Genomic DNA, 13,882 nt, shown 5'->3' on the forward strand with positions numbered 1-13,882 from the left:
AACTCCCTCGTGGGGCTTTCCCTTCCCCCCCTCTTTTTTGCTCCCCCCCCCGTTCGGTCCCCCCCCCCCCCACGGTCGGCGTAGCCGCAGACCGAAGGGACGGGTGAGTGCGAGGGATTCTGCCGATCGCGACCGTGCTGGCCGCGGGGCTCGTGCTCGCCGGCTGCACCGCGAATCCGCCGCCGCCGGTGGAGAGCACGGACAGCCCGAAACCCACCACGACGGTCCCGACGAAGAACACCGTCGTTGTCGCGATCGACGAGATCGGTCAGGGCTTCAACCCGCACCTGCTCTCCGACCAGTCCCCGGTGAACGCCGCGGTCACGTCGATGGTGCTGCCGAGCCCGTTCCGGCCGGTCCCGAGCGCCACCGTGCCGGGGGGCACCGACTGGGCGCCGGACGAGTCGCTGCTGGTGTCGGCGGACGTCACCGCGCAGGCCCCGTTCACGGTCACCTACCAGCTCCGCAACGAGGCACAGTGGTCGGACAGCGCACCGATCGCGGCCGAGGACTTCCGCTACCTGTGGCAGCAGATGATCAGCGAGCCGGGCGTCGTCGACCCCGCGGGCTACGCGCTGATCGACGACGTCGCCTCGTCGGCGGGCGGCAAGACGGTCACGGTCACGATGCGCGCCCCCTATCCGGCGTGGCGTGAGCTGTTCACCGACCTGCTGCCGTCGCATCTGGTCAAGGACACCCCCGGCGGCTTCGCGCGCGGGCTGGCCGAGAACATCCCGGTGTCCGGCGCACAGTTCCACATCAAGAGCGTTGACCGGGGTCGCGACGAGATTCTCCTCGAACGCAACGACCGGTTCTGGGGTCGCCCGGCCGTCGCCGACCAGGTCCTGCTGCGGCGGGGTGGGTCCAACGCGCAGCTCACCGACTCGATCCGCTCCGGTGACGCGCAGGTCGTCCAGGTTCGGGGCGCGGGCACGCTGCAGGCGCAGCTCGGTGCGGTCCCCGGCGTCCGGTCCGGCACGACGCCGCAGCCGCGGGTGCTGGACGTGACCCTCAACGGCCGCACCCCGACGGTGTCCGACCAGCGGGTGCGGCGCGGGCTCTTCGGCCTGGTCGACCCCGACCTGCTCGCCGCCGTCGGCACCCCGACGGGCGCGAACGCGAGCGTGGCGCGGGCCCAGGTGCTTGCGCCGTCCGCGCCCGGCTACGCCCCGACGGCGCCGCCGCCGCTGGGACGCGAGCAGGCGCTCGGTTTGCTCGCGGAATCCGGGTGGCTGCACGAGCCGGTGGATCCGACGGACCCGGACGGGGCGTGGCAGCTCGTGCGCGACGGCGCCCCGATGACCCTGACGATCGGGGCCACGGCGGGTGACGACACCGCGATCGCGGTCGCGAACACGGCGGCCGATCAGTGGCGCGGTGCCGGAGCCACGGTGACCGTGACGACGATGCGTGCGGAGGAGCTGTACGGTCGGGCGCTGATCGACGGCCGGGTGGACGCGGTGGTCGGCTGGACCAGGGCCGGGTCGGACCCGGCGACGGCGCTGGCGTCCCGGTACGGCTGCCCGCTGCCCGCCGGTCCGGTGCCGGAGCCGCTGGCGGAAACCGACGACGTGCCCGCACCGACAGCGACGGGTCACCCCGACCCCGACGGGTCGGCGACCGACGAGGACGCCGAGCCGACGGACGAGAACACCGAGCCGAATCCCGCTGCACCGAGCAACGTCTCGGGACTGTGTGACCCGACCCTGCAGCAGGGGATCGACGACGCGCTGCGCGGGATCGGCGATGTCGGGCAGCTGATCGCGCAGGCCGAACCCCGACTGTGGGAGTTGGCGACGGTGCTTCCGGTCCTGCAGGACACCACCGTCGTCGCCGCGGGTCCGGACGTGGATGGTGTGTCGCTGACCGGGGCGACGGGAGTCGGCATCTTCAGTGATGTCGCGGAGTGGTCGAGGAACTGAACTGATGACGACGAACGCTGGGGACGCGCGACTGCTCGTCGTGCACGCCCATCCCGACGACGAAACCCTCACCATGGGCGGAACCATCGCCCGCTACGCCGCAGCGGGTGCCGAGGTCACGGTCGTGACCTGCACGCTCGGGGAGGAGGGCGAGGTGATCGGCGACACCTGGGCCGGGCTGGTCGCGGACCGCGCCGATCAGCTGGGGGGTTACCGCATCCTCGAACTGTCCTCGGCGCTGGGCAGGCTCGGGGTCGCGGCGCCCCGGTTCCTCGGCGGGGCCGGGCGGTGGCGGGATTCCGGCATGGCCGGGACCCCGGCGGCGGCGAATCCGCGCGCCTTTGTGAACGCGGACCGGGACGAGGTCGTCGGCGCGCTGGTCGAGGTGATCCGGGAGCGGCGCCCCCAGGTCGTGGTCTGCTACGACCCGAACGGCGGCTACGGTCACCCCGACCACATTCGGGTGCACGAGGTGGTCACGGCGGCGGTCGAGGCCGCCGCCGCGCCGGAGCATTCCGCGGGCGGGCAGCCGTGGGACGTCGCCAAGCTGTACTGGACGGTCACCGAGGAGTCGTCGTTGGCCGAGGGACTCGGGTGCATCACCGAGGTCCCGGCGACGTGGCGGCTGCCGGAGCCCGGCGAACTGCCGTGCGTGCCGGACGAGTCGGTGACCACCACCATCGACGTCCGCGCGCACCTGCCCGCGAAGGTCGCCGCGTTCGAGGCGCACGCCACCCAGGTCACGGTGGCGCCGAGTCGCACCGAATACGCGTTGTCCAACAGCATCGTCCAGCCGATCCTGGTGGACGAGCACTACGTGTTGGTCCGTGGCGAGCGCGGCGAGACCGGCCCGGACGGGCGCGAGCGGGATCTGTTCTCCGGCGTGTGAGGCCGTCCCTCCCGGGTTAGGCTGTGGTCGGTTTCCACAGTGTGTGTTTCACCCACGGAGGGACACGGACCGATGGCGCTGCACCGGGTCGGGGATCACGTCGACATCTATGCGACACCGCTCAGCGAGGCGGTCCTCCCCAAATATCAAATGCCGCAAGGTGCGTCGGATCCGCGGATCGCCTTTGCGCTGATCCGCGGCGAGCTGGCGCTGGACGGGAACTCCTCGCAGAACCTCGCGACCTTCTGCTCGACCTGGTCCGAGGACGAGGTGCACCGGCTGATGAACGACTGCCTCGACAAGAACATGATCGACAAGGACGAGTACCCGCAGACCGCGGAGATCGAGTCCCGCTGCGTCCACATGCTCGCGGATCTGTGGAACTCGCCGGACGGCCGGACCACGGTCGGCTGCTCGACGACCGGGTCGAGCGAGGCCGCGATGCTCGGCGGGCTGGCGCTGAAGTGGCGCTGGCGGGAACGGCGCCGCGACGAAGGCAGGCCGACGGATCGGCCGAACCTGGTCTGCGGCCCGGTCCAGGTGTGCTGGGAGAAGTTCGCCCGCTACTTCGACGTGGAGCTGCGCCAGGTCCCGCTCGAGGAGGGGGCGACCGGCCTGCTGCCGCACCAACTGCGTGAGTACGTGGACGAGAACACGATCGGGGTCATCGCGATTCTCGGGGTCACCTACACGTGCAACTACGAGCCGGTCGCGGAGATCGCGGCGGAACTCGATGCGATCGAGCAGGAACACGGCTGGGACGTCCCGATTCACGTCGACGCGGCAAGCGGTGGATTCATCGCCCCGTTCGTACAGCCGGAACTGGTGTGGGACTTCAGGATTGCCCGGGTGGCATCGATCAACGCGTCCGGGCACAAGTACGGTCTCGCGCCGCTCGGTGTCGGCTGGGCGGTCTGGCGCAGCGCCGACCGGTTGCCCGAGGACCTGGTGTTCCGGGTCAGCTATCTCGGCGGTGACATGCCGACCTTCGCGTTGAATTTCTCCCGGCCCGGCGGCGAGATCGTCGCCCAGTACTACCTGCTGTTGCGCCTCGGCCGTGAGGGGTACCGGCAGATCCAGCAGAACTGCGCGGACACCGCCCAGTACTTCGCCGAGCGGATCCGGGAGATGGGTCCGTTCACGATCCTCTACGACGGGACCGGGGGCCTGCCCGCGGTGTCGTACACCCTCACCGATCCCGCGACGGCCGGCTTCTCGCTATACGACCTCAGCGACGCGCTGCGGGCCCGGGGATGGCAGGTGCCGTCCTACCCGTTGCCGCCGCACCGGGAGGCCACCGTCGTGCAACGGGTGCTGGTGCGGCACGGCATCTCCCGGGACGCGATCGCGCTGCTCGCTGCCGACATCGAGACGGCGCTGCAGCGGCTGCGGCACGGCACCCCGGACGACAGCGAACGGACGGCGTTCCACCACTGATCACCCCGAGCGCCTATGCTGTGATGCACGTCATACCGCTAGGGGTGGGGGAGGTGCCCGGGTGAACTGGAGCGTCCAGAACCAGATCGTCGCGTTCGTGGACTCGCTGCGGCCGAACGCGCAGGTGCATCACGAGATGTACATGAACGCGCTGTACGGGTTCGTTGACATGCAGTCGCATCTGCTGACGATGCTCGGGTATCCGCCGGTGCCCTGACGGGACCGGCGAGCCGCCTACGATTGTCGGTCATGACCGTCGGATCCGCCCCAACCCAGCGCGCCGCAGGCACCGGCGTCCTTGATCGAGTCGTTCTCGTCCTGCTGGTCTTCGACGGGTTCCTCACCGCGATCCTCGCGGTGCTCTTCCTGCCAGCCCGGTTGGGGTCGGTCCCGTTCCCGATCAGCGCGCTGGCCGCCGCGGTCGTCAACATCGCGCTGCTGGTCGGGGCCCGCACGGTGACCGACCGCCCCGCGCGGTACGCGCTCCCGCTCGCGGGCTGGTTCCTCGGGTTCCTGATGTGCATGGTTGGCGGCCCCGGCGGTGATTCGCTGCTGATCGCCGACTGGCGCACGATGCTCCTGCTCGTCGCCGGCGTGGTCCCCGCGGTCGCGTTGCTGCTCACCTGGGGCGCCGCCGCGGCGGTCGAACGCGGGCAGGCTGCACGCCGCTGACCCGCGGGGGTGCGGCTCAGGGGAGTAGCCCCGCGGCGCGTCCGGCGTCGGCGAGAACGGTCTCGAGCATCGTCGGGGTGAGCCGGCCGGTGAAGGTGTTCTGCTGGCTGACGTGATAGCTGCCGAACAGGTGCAGCGGCCGTGTGCCTGCCAACTCGACGTGCGCGCCGTGGCCGAACGTCGGGCGCGGGCGCGGCACCGTCCAGCCCGCGTCGGCCAGGACCGGCAGCAACGCCCGCCACCCGAATCCGCCGAGCACCACCACCGCCCGCAGCGTCGGCGTCAGCAGGCGCAGCTCCTCGTCGAGCCAGCGGCGGCAGGTGTCCCGCTCGACGGGGGTGGGCTTGTTGTCCGGCGGCGCGCAATGCACGGGTGCGGTGATCCTGGTGCCGCGCAACGCGAGCCCGTCGTCGAGGGACACGGCGGTCGGCTGGTTCGCCAGGCCGACGGCGTGCAGCGCGGCGTACAGGACGTCGCCGCTGCGGTCGCCGGTGAACATCCGCCCGGTGCGGTTCCCGCCGTGCGCGGCGGGCGCCAGCCCGACGATCAGCAGCGCCGCGTCGGGTGGCCCGAACCCGGGAACCGGACGTCCCCAATAGGTTTCGTCACGGAACGCGGCCCGCTTCTCCCGCGCCACCCGCTCCCGCCACTCGACGAGACGCGGGCAGCGCCGGCAGTCGATCAGGTCGGCGTCCATGTCCGCCAGGGTCGGGTACCTCACCGGCGCGCCCAGACGTCGCAGCCGCCGGGCGTCACCGTCTCCACCAGTGGCCATGCCCGATCGGCTGGCAGGTCCAGGACCTGGTAGCCGCCGATGCCCGCCGGGGTCGCGGCGATCACCGTGGCGACACCGGCGCGACGCTGGAAGTAGGTCTGCCGTACGGTCCATCCGACAATCCCGTTCGCGTCAAGGGTGTGCGTGCTGCGATCGAGGGAACCGCTGCGGGTCACCAGCCGCCCCGGCGGGGTCGCGTGCCCGAGCCCGCGGTAGCGGTCGTACGCCAGTGCCGCAGCGGCGACCGCGAGCAGTGCGATCCCCGCCCACACCGGCCACCGGATCGGGGCGCCGACCGCCCCGGCCACCGCGGCCCCGGCGGCGACCACCGCCAGCGGGACCAACGCCCGGGTGTACCGCCTGCGCCGTGCTGCGCCGCCGTGCCGCGCGAGGGTCACGCCGTCGAGCCCCCGACCCAGCACGAGGTGCCGCATGCGCAGCGCGTCGCCGCGCGGGGCCTGCGGAAGCAGCATCGACGAATGTCGCCGCTCGGTGGACACCCCGGTCATCACCGCGTCGAGGCGCGCGCCCCCCGCGAGCCGGAGCAGCAGGGGCTCGCGGAGGCTGGTGCCGCGCAGCCGTGCCCGGTCCAGGGTGGTCTGCCGGGTGCGGAGCAGGCCGTGGCTCACGTGCAGCACGTGCCCGTCGTCGGTGACCCGCAGGTCGCCGAACGCCAGCAGGTAGCGAATGCAGGCGAGGCCACTCGCGATCACCAGCAGCGCGACCACCCCGACGCCGACCATGACCACGACCCCGAGACCGCGCAGCCACTGCAGGCCAGCGGCGACCGCGTCGGCGTTCGCGAGCCGCTCACCGATCCCGTACTGGAACGCCAACCCGACCGCGGCGGCGACCGTGAGCACCCCGGTCATCGACAGCGGGGCGTACCGCACCCAGGTCGGGGACCAGTGCGCGATCTCGACCGCGGGCGGCGGCGCGACCTCCGCCGGTCCGTCGGGGAGTGCCGGATCGGGGTGCCGGGTCAGCAGCGCCTCCCGCAGTGCCGGGACCACCCGGGCATCGAGGGCGTTGAGCTCGAATCGCGCGGTCCGACCTGCCTTCTCGGCGCGCTGCCCGGTCCCGATCCGCACCACCGCCAGGCCGAGGATCCGATGCAGCGGGCCTGCCTCTACGTCGACCGACCGGATCCGGTTGCGCGGGATGGAGAGCAGCTTCCGCTCGACCACCCCGGTCCGCAGCTGCACGTGCACCGGGCCGATCCGGTAGCTGGTGGTCAGCCACCGTGCGATCGCGACCCCGACCAGGGCCGCCACCGCAGCAAGCCCCCACAGGTGGTTGCCGCTCTGACTGCCGAGAATCAACGAGACCAGCAGCACCGGAAGGAACTTGACCGCCTCGGTCACCGGATGCACCAGCAGCATCCGGGTGTCGAGCCGCAGCCACGGCTGCTCCTCCTCGGCGGCGAGGGCGGCGGGTCCCGAGTCCTCCGGCGGCGCGGCCCCGTGCGCCGGGTGCGGCCCGGTCACGTCGCGTCACCGACATTGCGGCCCGCGATCTCGGTCAGGCGGGTGACGGCGGCGTCGGCGACCCCGGAGTCGAGGGCCTCGATCCGCACCGCGCCAGCCGACGACGCGGTGGTGACGGTGACGGTCGCGAGGCCGAGCATCCGTTCCAGGGGGCCGCGTTCGGTGTCGACGGTCTGGATCCGGGAGATCGGCGCGATCCGGCGTTCCTGGGTGAACCAGCCGGTCCGGGTGTACACGGCCGTGTCACTGATCTCCCACCGGTGTACCCGGTACCGCCACCGCGGGACGACGAACACGTGGGCCACCGCCGCCAGCGCGGTCGCCGCGAACACCGCGACATGCGGCCACGTCGTCCACGCCCGGTCCACGAACCCCCACACCATCTGGGCGACGAACACCGCCGCCCACCCCAGGGCGGCGCCGAGCGCCCACAGCAGCGGTGCCCGGCGCGACGGCCGCCACCGCGGATCGGCCATCGTGACGACGGCGGTCGGGGGAGTGCTCACCCCTCCACCCTGCCGCATCGGGCGGTGCACCGCCCGCACGCCACGATGTGGCCTAGCCTGGGAGGGAGCGGAAGGAGCGTCCGGTGGATCGACTCGACAACGAGATGGCGGAAGCGGATCGGGCTGCTCAACAGGACCCGGCGCTGCCCGACGAGGAGCGCGAACAGTCCGCGACGCTCGAGACCGTCGGCACCAGGGAGGTCGACGAGGCCGATGCGGTCGAGCAGTCGCGGGACGTGCCCGACGACGAGGAGTACCCGCGCTAGCGCGGCACCTGCTCTGGCGTAGGTCTCCGACGATGGCGCATGATCGACGGCGTGACTGCTGACGACCACGCCCCCGCTTCGATGCTGCCCGCTCCGACGATGCCGACTGCGGCGCCTGCGGCATCTGCCATGCGGCGCGCGTTGCGTCGGGCCAGGGACGGGGCGACCCTCAACGTCGACGAGGCGACCGTGCTGCTGCACGCGCGCGGCGCCGACCTGCAGGATCTATGCAACTCGGCGGCGCGGGTGCGGGACGCCGGGCTGGAGGCCGCAGGCAGGCCGCGGACGGTCAGCTACTCGCGGAAGGTGTTCATTCCGCTGACCCGGCTGTGCCGCGACCGGTGCCACTACTGCACGTTCGTCACCGTCCCGGGCAAGCTGCGCGCCGACGGGCACGGCATGTACCTGGACCCGGACGAGGTCCTCGACATCGCGCGGCGCGGCGTCGAACTCGGCTGCAAGGAGGCCCTGTTCACGCTCGGGGACCGGCCGGAGGACCGGTGGCCGGAGGCGAAGGAGTGGCTGGAGTCCCGCGGCTACGACTCCACCCTGGACTACGTGCGGGCGATGGCGATCCGGGTGCTCGAGGAGACCGGGTTGCTGCCGCACCTGAACCCCGGCGTGCTGAGCTGGGAGGAGATCTCCCGGCTCAAGCCCGTCGCCCCGTCGATGGGGATGATGCTGGAGACCACCGCGACCCGGCTGTTCACCGAGAAGGGGCAGTGCCACCACGGCAGCCCCGACAAGGATCCGGCGGTGCGGCTGCGCACCCTCACCGACGCGGGCAGGCTGTCGGTGCCGTTCACCACCGGGCTGCTGGTCGGGATCGGCGAGACGATGACCGAACGAGCCGAGACGATCATGGCGATCCGCAAGTCGCACAAGGCGTTCGGGCACGTCCAGGAGGTGATCGTGCAGAACTTCCTCGCCAAGGATGACACCGCGATGCGCGAGCGTCCGGATGCCGGGATCGACGAGTACCGCGCCGCGATCGCGGTCACCCGGCTCGTGCTCGGCCCGGCGATGCGGATCCAGTCCCCGCCGAACCTGGTCTCCGGCGACGAGTGCCTTGCGCTGATCGCGGCGGGCGTCGACGACTGGGGCGGGGTGTCGCCGCTGACCCCGGACCACGTCAACCCGGAGCGGCCGTGGCCGAACCTCGACACCCTCGCCGCGATCACCGCCGAGGCCGGATACACCCTCGTCGAACGGACCGCCGCGCAACCGCAGTACGTGCTCGCGGGTTCCCCGTGGATCGACCCGCGGATCGCCGGGCACGTGCAGGCCCTCGCCGACCCCGGCACCGGCCTGGCCCGCCCCGACGCGATCCCGTCCGGGCTGCCGTGGCAGGAACCGGACGAGACCTGGTCCTCCAGCGGCCGCATCGACCTGAACACCGAGATCGACACCGACGGCCGCAACACCGAGACCCGCTCCGACCTGGGCAGCGCGTTCGGCGACTGGGAGACGGTCCGTGAGCAGGTGCTCTCGCTCAGTGCCCCGCAGCGGGTGGACTCCGACGTGCTGACCGCGCTGCGCAACGCCGAGGCCGATCCGGCGGGATGCTCGGACGACGACTACCGGGCGCTCGCGACCGCGGAGGGTGCCGGGCTCGAGGCCCTCGTCGCCCTCGCCGACACCCTGCGCCGCGACGCCGTCGGCGACGACGTCACCTACGTGGTGAACCGGAACATCAACTTCACCAACATCTGCTACACCGGCTGCCGGTTCTGCGCGTTCGCGCAGCGCAAGGGTGATGCGGACGCGTTCACGCTGTCCGCAGCCGAGGTCGCGGACCGGGCGTGGGAGGCGCACGTCGCTGGCGCGACCGAGGTGTGCATGCAGGGCGGCATCGACCCCGAACTTCCGGTCACCGGGTACGCCGACCTGGTTCGCGCGGTCAAGCAGCGGGTTCCGTCGATGCACGTGCACGCGTTCTCGCCGATGGAGATCGTCAACGGCGCCTCCCGCAGCGGGCAGTCCGTCCGGGACTGGCTGACCGAACTGCGCGCCGCCGGCCTCGACACCATTCCCGGCACGGCCGCGGAAATCCTCGACGACGAGGTCCGCTGGGTGCTGACGAAGGGGAAGCTGCCGACCAGCACCTGGATCGAGGTGGTCAGCACCGCGCACGAGGTGGGTCTGCGGTCGAGTTCGACGATGATGTACGGGCACGTCGATCAGCCGCACCACTGGGTCGGGCACCTGAACGTGCTGCGCGGAATCCAGGACCGCACGGGCGGTTTCACCGAGTTCGTGCTGCTGCCGTTCGTGCACCAGTCGTCGCCGCTCTACCTCGCTGGCGCGTCCCGTCCCGGCCCGACGATGCGCGACAACCGGGCCGCCCACGCGCTGGCCCGGGTGATGCTGCACGGTCGGATCCACAACATCCAGACCAGCTGGGTGAAGCTGGGCATCGACGGCACCCGGGCGATGCTGCAGGGCGGCGCCAACGATCTCGGCGGGACCCTGATGGAGGAGACGATCTCAAGGATGGCCGGCTCCCAGCACGGCTCGGAAAAGACCGTCGCGGAACTGCGGGCGATCGCCGAGGGCATCGGCAGACCGGCCAGGGAACGCACGACCGGGTACGCGGAGCGGACCGACGAGGCGAGGGTGGTGGTGTCATGAGCGAGCGTGATCCGATCGGGGACGCGCGGGTCGTCGCGGTGCTGGACCGGGCGGCGTGGGGCGTCAACCCGGTCCTGGACCTGGCGTCGGCGGACCCGTTCGGGATCAAGGCCCGCACCTTCGTGCCACCAACCCAGGGCGCTGGCCCGCTGGACCGGGTGCTCGACGGCGCCGCCTGGCTGCTCGACGTCGCGGAGCTGCCGGGCACCGCGGCGTGGGAGCAGGCGAGCGACGAGCGGCGCGCCCGCTGGTGGCTGACCCGGCTGGGGCTGCTCAACACGATCGTGGTCGCGTTCCCCGGCGTGCTCGGCCCGGTCGCGAAGCGGCTGCCGCTGCAGGACCTGCTCGGGTTCGCGAACCAGACCCTGGTGCTGATTGCGGTGGCCAGGGAACTGGGCGTGACGGATCGGACCGCGCAGGTGGAGCTGCTTGCGTCGGTGCTGTGCCGCAGGGAGATCGACGCGCGCACCCTGCTCACCGCGGACCAGCGGGAGCGGGACGAGGAGCCGCGCGGATGGCGGCCGCTCGCCGCGCTCGGTGGCATGTGGCAGACCGCTCGGGTGCTGCGGGCGATTCCCGGTGAACTGCAGCGGCGGCCGCAACCGTCCCGACCGTGGCGGGCCCTCGGGCACCTGCCGCTCGTCGGCGCGATCGCCGACTACCTCGGGGAGCGGGGGGCCCTGTTCGACGCGGCGGTACAGGGGAAACGATGGGTCGACGGGCACACCGTGCGCACCGCCGTCGCGGGCAGCGGGGCCAGGGGCGCCACCACCGTCTGAGGGCACCCTAAGCCGGTCTTCCTCTCGGGCAGGGGTGATACTGGTAACCCTGGTGCGCGACGTGCGCCCGATCAGAGGTCCGTGTCAGAAAGGCAGCGGCAGTGCCCTACACGATTGCAGAACCGTGCGTGGATGTGCTCGACAAGGCATGCATCGAGGAGTGCCCCGTCGACTGTATTTACGAGGGTGGCCGGATGCTGTACATCCACCCCGACGAGTGCGTGGACTGCGGTGCCTGCGAGCCGGTCTGCCCGGTCGAGGCGATCTTCTACGAGGACGACGTCCCGGACCAGTGGAACGCGTACGTCTCCGCGAACGTCGACTTCTTCGTCGACCTCGGCTCGCCCGGCGGCGCCGCCAAGCTCGGCAAGGTCGACTACGACCCGCCGTTCATCAAGGCGCTGCCCCCCATGGGCGAGCACTGAGGCGCTGACCGTGCCCCGCAATGCCGTGTCGCGCGGTCTGCCGGACTTCCCCTGGGATTCGCTCGCCGACGCGAAGGCGACGGCGCAGGCGCATCCCGACGGGATCGTCAACCTGTCCGTCGGCACCCCCGTCGACCCGGTCGCCCCGCTGATCCGGGAGGCCCTCGCCTCGGTGTCCGCGATTCCCGGATACCCGACGACGCACGGCACCGCCGCGCTGCGGGAGGCCGCGAGCGCGGCCCTCGCGCGGCGCTACGGCGTCACCGGGATCGACCCGGCCGCGGTGCTGCCCGCGCTCGGCACCAAGGAGATGATCGCCTGGATGCCGACCCTGCTCGGCCTCGGCGCGGGCGACCTGGTGGTCATTCCCGAGGTCGCGTACCCGACATACGAGGTGGGCGCGCTGCTCGCCGGGTGCCGGGTGTTGCGGGCGGACGGGCTGACCCGGCTCGGCCCGGAGAGGCCCGAACTGATCTTCATCAACTCCCCGTCGAATCCGACCGGCAAGGTGCTCGGCATCGACCACCTGCGCAAGGTCGTCGAGTTCGCCCGCAGCCGGGACGCGATCGTCGTGTCGGACGAGTGCTACCTGGGCCTCACCTGGGACGCCGACGCCTACTCGGTGCTCGACCCGCGGGTCTGCGACGGCGACCACACGAACCTGCTTGCCGTGCACTCGCTGTCCAAGACGTCGAACCTGGCCAGCTATCGCGCCGGCTTCGTCACCGGCGATCCGGCGCTCGTCGCGGAACTGCTCGAGGTCCGCAAGCACGCGGGCATGATCGTGCCGCTGCCGGTGCAGGCCGCGATGACCGCCGCGCTCGGCGACGACGACCACGAGAACGAGCAGCGGGAGCGGTACCGCAGGCGCCGCGAGACCCTGCTCGCCGCCGTCCGGAAAGCCGGGTTCACCGTCGACAACTCCGAGGCCGGGCTGTACCTGTGGCTGACCAGGGAGGAGGCGTGCCGCGACACCGTCGACTGGTTCGCCGAGCGCGGCATCCTGGTCGCCCCCGGCGACTTCTACGGCCCCGGTAGCAGGCGCCACGTACGGATGGCGCTGACCGAGACCGACGAGCGCATCGCCGCCGCTGCCGCTCGACTCGCCGGATGACCCGAGGCCCATTCCTGCTCCGCGCCGCGGTGCTCGCGGCGGCCGTCGCCGTCGCCGCGGTCCCGCTCGCTGCCGCGGGCGTTCCCGCGGCATCACCAGCGGCGGTGCCGGTGTCCGCGCGCTATGCCGAACCCGGTCCGTGGCAGGTGGCCGCCGCTGCGGCACCGGGCGCGGCGCCCGGCTGCCGCGACATCTGGCCGAGCGGCGACGACCCGGCACCGTCCGACGGGCCGCCCCCCGGCACCCGGTACGAGGTGTTCCACCCGGTCCGCGACAACGACGGCGACAGCGACAGCGACGGCGATGGCGATGGCGTCCGGCACCCGGTCGTCACGTTCGGCAACGGCAGTCACGCCACCTCACGCCAGTACGAGACGCTGCTGCGGCACCTGGCGTCCTGGGGTTTCGTCGTGGTCGTCGCCAACAGCTGCGACACCGGTGACGGGGCCGAGATGCTCGACGCCCTCGACGAGGTGCTCGCGCTGGACACCGACCCGGACAGTGCGCTGCACGATCGGCTCGACGTCACCCGCATCGCGGCCCTCGGCCACTCCCAGGGGGCGGGTGGGGCGGTCAACGCCACCACCCGGTCGAACGGCCGGATCACCGCAACCGCGCTGCTGAACCTGCCCGACCCGATGTGGGTCACCGAGCCGACCGACGCCATCGACACCGCCGCGCTCACCGGCCCGGTCCTCCTGCTCACCGGCGCGGCCGATCCCGTGTCCACCGCGGCCGCGCAACAGGGCTACTTCGACGCCGTCCCCGGCCCGGCGACGCGGGGCAGACTGCTCGGCACCGCACACACCTGGCCCCGCGACGGGGGCGGGTTCCGCGGCTACCTCACCGCCTGGCTCGACCACACCCTGCGCGGCGACGACGAGGCGGCCCGCGCGTTCACCGGGCCCGCGCCGCAGTTCCTGGCAGACCCGGCCTGGGACCATCGCGAGATCAAGAACTGAGTCGCTCCGCAGGCTCC

At 72.1% G+C, this 13,882-nt stretch carries 14 protein-coding genes; 11 read left to right on the top strand and 3 right to left on the bottom strand.

The genetic code is table 11. The features are described from left to right. The first annotated feature begins 107 nt into the window (after positions 1 to 107). From ACFWQG_RS01610 to ACFWQG_RS01630, 5 genes are all read left to right on the top strand, one after another. Positions 108 to 1,922, top strand: coding sequence for an ABC transporter family substrate-binding protein (locus ACFWQG_RS01610; protein WP_378505813.1), 1,815 nt, complete (start codon positions 108 to 110; stop codon positions 1,920 to 1,922). 4 nt (positions 1,923 to 1,926) lie between these two features. Then, a complete protein-coding gene (mshB, locus tag ACFWQG_RS01615; protein WP_378505814.1) occupies positions 1,927 to 2,811 on the top strand; it encodes an N-acetyl-1-D-myo-inositol-2-amino-2-deoxy-alpha-D-glucopyranoside deacetylase in 885 nt (294 codons plus the stop codon). 72 nt (positions 2,812 to 2,883) lie between these two features. Next, entirely contained in the window at positions 2,884 to 4,248 is a 1,365-nt protein-coding gene (locus tag ACFWQG_RS01620; RefSeq protein ID WP_378505815.1) for a glutamate decarboxylase, read from the top strand. A gap of 61 nt (positions 4,249 to 4,309) precedes the next feature. Further along, positions 4,310 to 4,465: a hypothetical protein gene (locus ACFWQG_RS01625; RefSeq protein ID WP_378505816.1), complete on the top strand. Its 156-nt coding sequence runs from the start codon at positions 4,310 to 4,312 to the stop codon at positions 4,463 to 4,465. A 32-nt stretch (positions 4,466 to 4,497) separates the two neighbouring features. Continuing rightward, entirely contained in the window at positions 4,498 to 4,920 is a 423-nt protein-coding gene (locus tag ACFWQG_RS01630) for a hypothetical protein (RefSeq protein ID WP_378505817.1), read from the top strand. A gap of 16 nt (positions 4,921 to 4,936) precedes the next feature. On the opposite strand, the gene ACFWQG_RS01635 is transcribed toward ACFWQG_RS01630, so the two are convergent. From ACFWQG_RS01635 to ACFWQG_RS01645, 3 genes are all read right to left on the bottom strand, one after another. Further along, positions 4,937 to 5,617 (bottom strand): uracil-DNA glycosylase, encoded by a 681-nt coding sequence (locus ACFWQG_RS01635; RefSeq protein WP_378506041.1) that lies wholly within the window; start codon positions 5,615 to 5,617, stop codon positions 4,937 to 4,939. A gap of 20 nt (positions 5,618 to 5,637) precedes the next feature. After that, positions 5,638 to 7,077, bottom strand: coding sequence for a PH domain-containing protein (locus ACFWQG_RS01640; protein WP_378506042.1), 1,440 nt, complete (start codon positions 7,075 to 7,077; stop codon positions 5,638 to 5,640). A gap of 101 nt (positions 7,078 to 7,178) precedes the next feature. After that, positions 7,179 to 7,688 carry a PH domain-containing protein gene (locus tag ACFWQG_RS01645; protein WP_378505818.1) on the bottom strand — a complete coding sequence of 170 codons (510 nt, stop codon included), beginning with the start codon at positions 7,686 to 7,688 and terminating at the stop codon, positions 7,179 to 7,181. A gap of 83 nt (positions 7,689 to 7,771) precedes the next feature. On the opposite strand from ACFWQG_RS01645, the gene ACFWQG_RS01650 reads away from it, so the two are divergent. From ACFWQG_RS01650 to ACFWQG_RS01675, 6 genes are all read left to right on the top strand, one after another. Further along, positions 7,772 to 7,954: a hypothetical protein gene (locus ACFWQG_RS01650; protein WP_378505819.1), complete on the top strand. Its 183-nt coding sequence runs from the start codon at positions 7,772 to 7,774 to the stop codon at positions 7,952 to 7,954. A gap of 81 nt (positions 7,955 to 8,035) precedes the next feature. Next, the gene (locus ACFWQG_RS01655) at positions 8,036 to 10,585 is read left to right on the top strand and encodes a bifunctional FO biosynthesis protein CofGH (protein ID WP_378506043.1); all 2,550 of its coding nucleotides are present in this window, start codon (positions 8,036 to 8,038) and stop codon (positions 10,583 to 10,585) included. Continuing rightward, positions 10,582 to 11,364: a hypothetical protein gene (locus tag ACFWQG_RS01660; protein ID WP_378505820.1), complete on the top strand. Its 783-nt coding sequence runs from the start codon at positions 10,582 to 10,584 to the stop codon at positions 11,362 to 11,364. Before ACFWQG_RS01655 ends, ACFWQG_RS01660 begins: the two co-directional genes overlap by 4 nt. Before the next feature lie 101 nt (positions 11,365 to 11,465). Further along, positions 11,466 to 11,789 (top strand): ferredoxin, encoded by a 324-nt coding sequence (fdxA, locus tag ACFWQG_RS01665; protein ID WP_027502985.1) that lies wholly within the window; start codon positions 11,466 to 11,468, stop codon positions 11,787 to 11,789. A 25-nt stretch (positions 11,790 to 11,814) separates the two neighbouring features. Further along, positions 11,815 to 12,903 (top strand): succinyldiaminopimelate transaminase, encoded by a 1,089-nt coding sequence (gene dapC / locus ACFWQG_RS01670; RefSeq protein WP_378506044.1) that lies wholly within the window; start codon positions 11,815 to 11,817, stop codon positions 12,901 to 12,903. After that, complete coding sequence (locus ACFWQG_RS01675) at positions 12,900 to 13,865, top strand: alpha/beta hydrolase (RefSeq protein ID WP_378505821.1); 966 nt, start codon at positions 12,900 to 12,902, stop codon at positions 13,863 to 13,865. The genes dapC and ACFWQG_RS01675 overlap by 4 nt, the downstream gene beginning before the upstream one ends. Positions 13,866 to 13,882: the final 17 nt, after the last annotated feature.

The organism is Rhodococcus sp. NPDC058532 (assembly GCF_042719255.1).
GTDB lineage: Bacteria > Actinomycetota > Actinomycetes > Mycobacteriales > Mycobacteriaceae > Rhodococcus_G.

Excerpts from the sequence above, each read along its gene's own strand:
- mshB (WP_378505814.1), top strand. The coding sequence starts at position 1,927 with ATGACGACGAACGCTGGGGACGCGCGACTGCTCGTCGTGCACGCCCAT.
- ACFWQG_RS01630 (WP_378505817.1), top strand. The coding sequence starts at position 4,498 with ATGACCGTCGGATCCGCCCCAACCCAGCGCGCCGCAGGCACCGGCGTC.
- ACFWQG_RS01620 (WP_378505815.1), top strand. The coding sequence starts at position 2,884 with ATGGCGCTGCACCGGGTCGGGGATCACGTCGACATCTATGCGACACCG.
- ACFWQG_RS01675 (WP_378505821.1), top strand. The coding sequence starts at position 12,900 with ATGACCCGAGGCCCATTCCTGCTCCGCGCCGCGGTGCTCGCGGCGGCC.
- ACFWQG_RS01640 (WP_378506042.1), bottom strand. The coding sequence starts at position 7,077 with ATGCTGCTGGTGCATCCGGTGACCGAGGCGGTCAAGTTCCTTCCGGTG.
- ACFWQG_RS01635 (WP_378506041.1), bottom strand. The coding sequence starts at position 5,617 with ATGGACGCCGACCTGATCGACTGCCGGCGCTGCCCGCGTCTCGTCGAG.
- ACFWQG_RS01655 (WP_378506043.1), top strand. The coding sequence starts at position 8,036 with ATGCTGCCCGCTCCGACGATGCCGACTGCGGCGCCTGCGGCATCTGCC.
- ACFWQG_RS01660 (WP_378505820.1), top strand. The coding sequence starts at position 10,582 with ATGAGCGAGCGTGATCCGATCGGGGACGCGCGGGTCGTCGCGGTGCTG.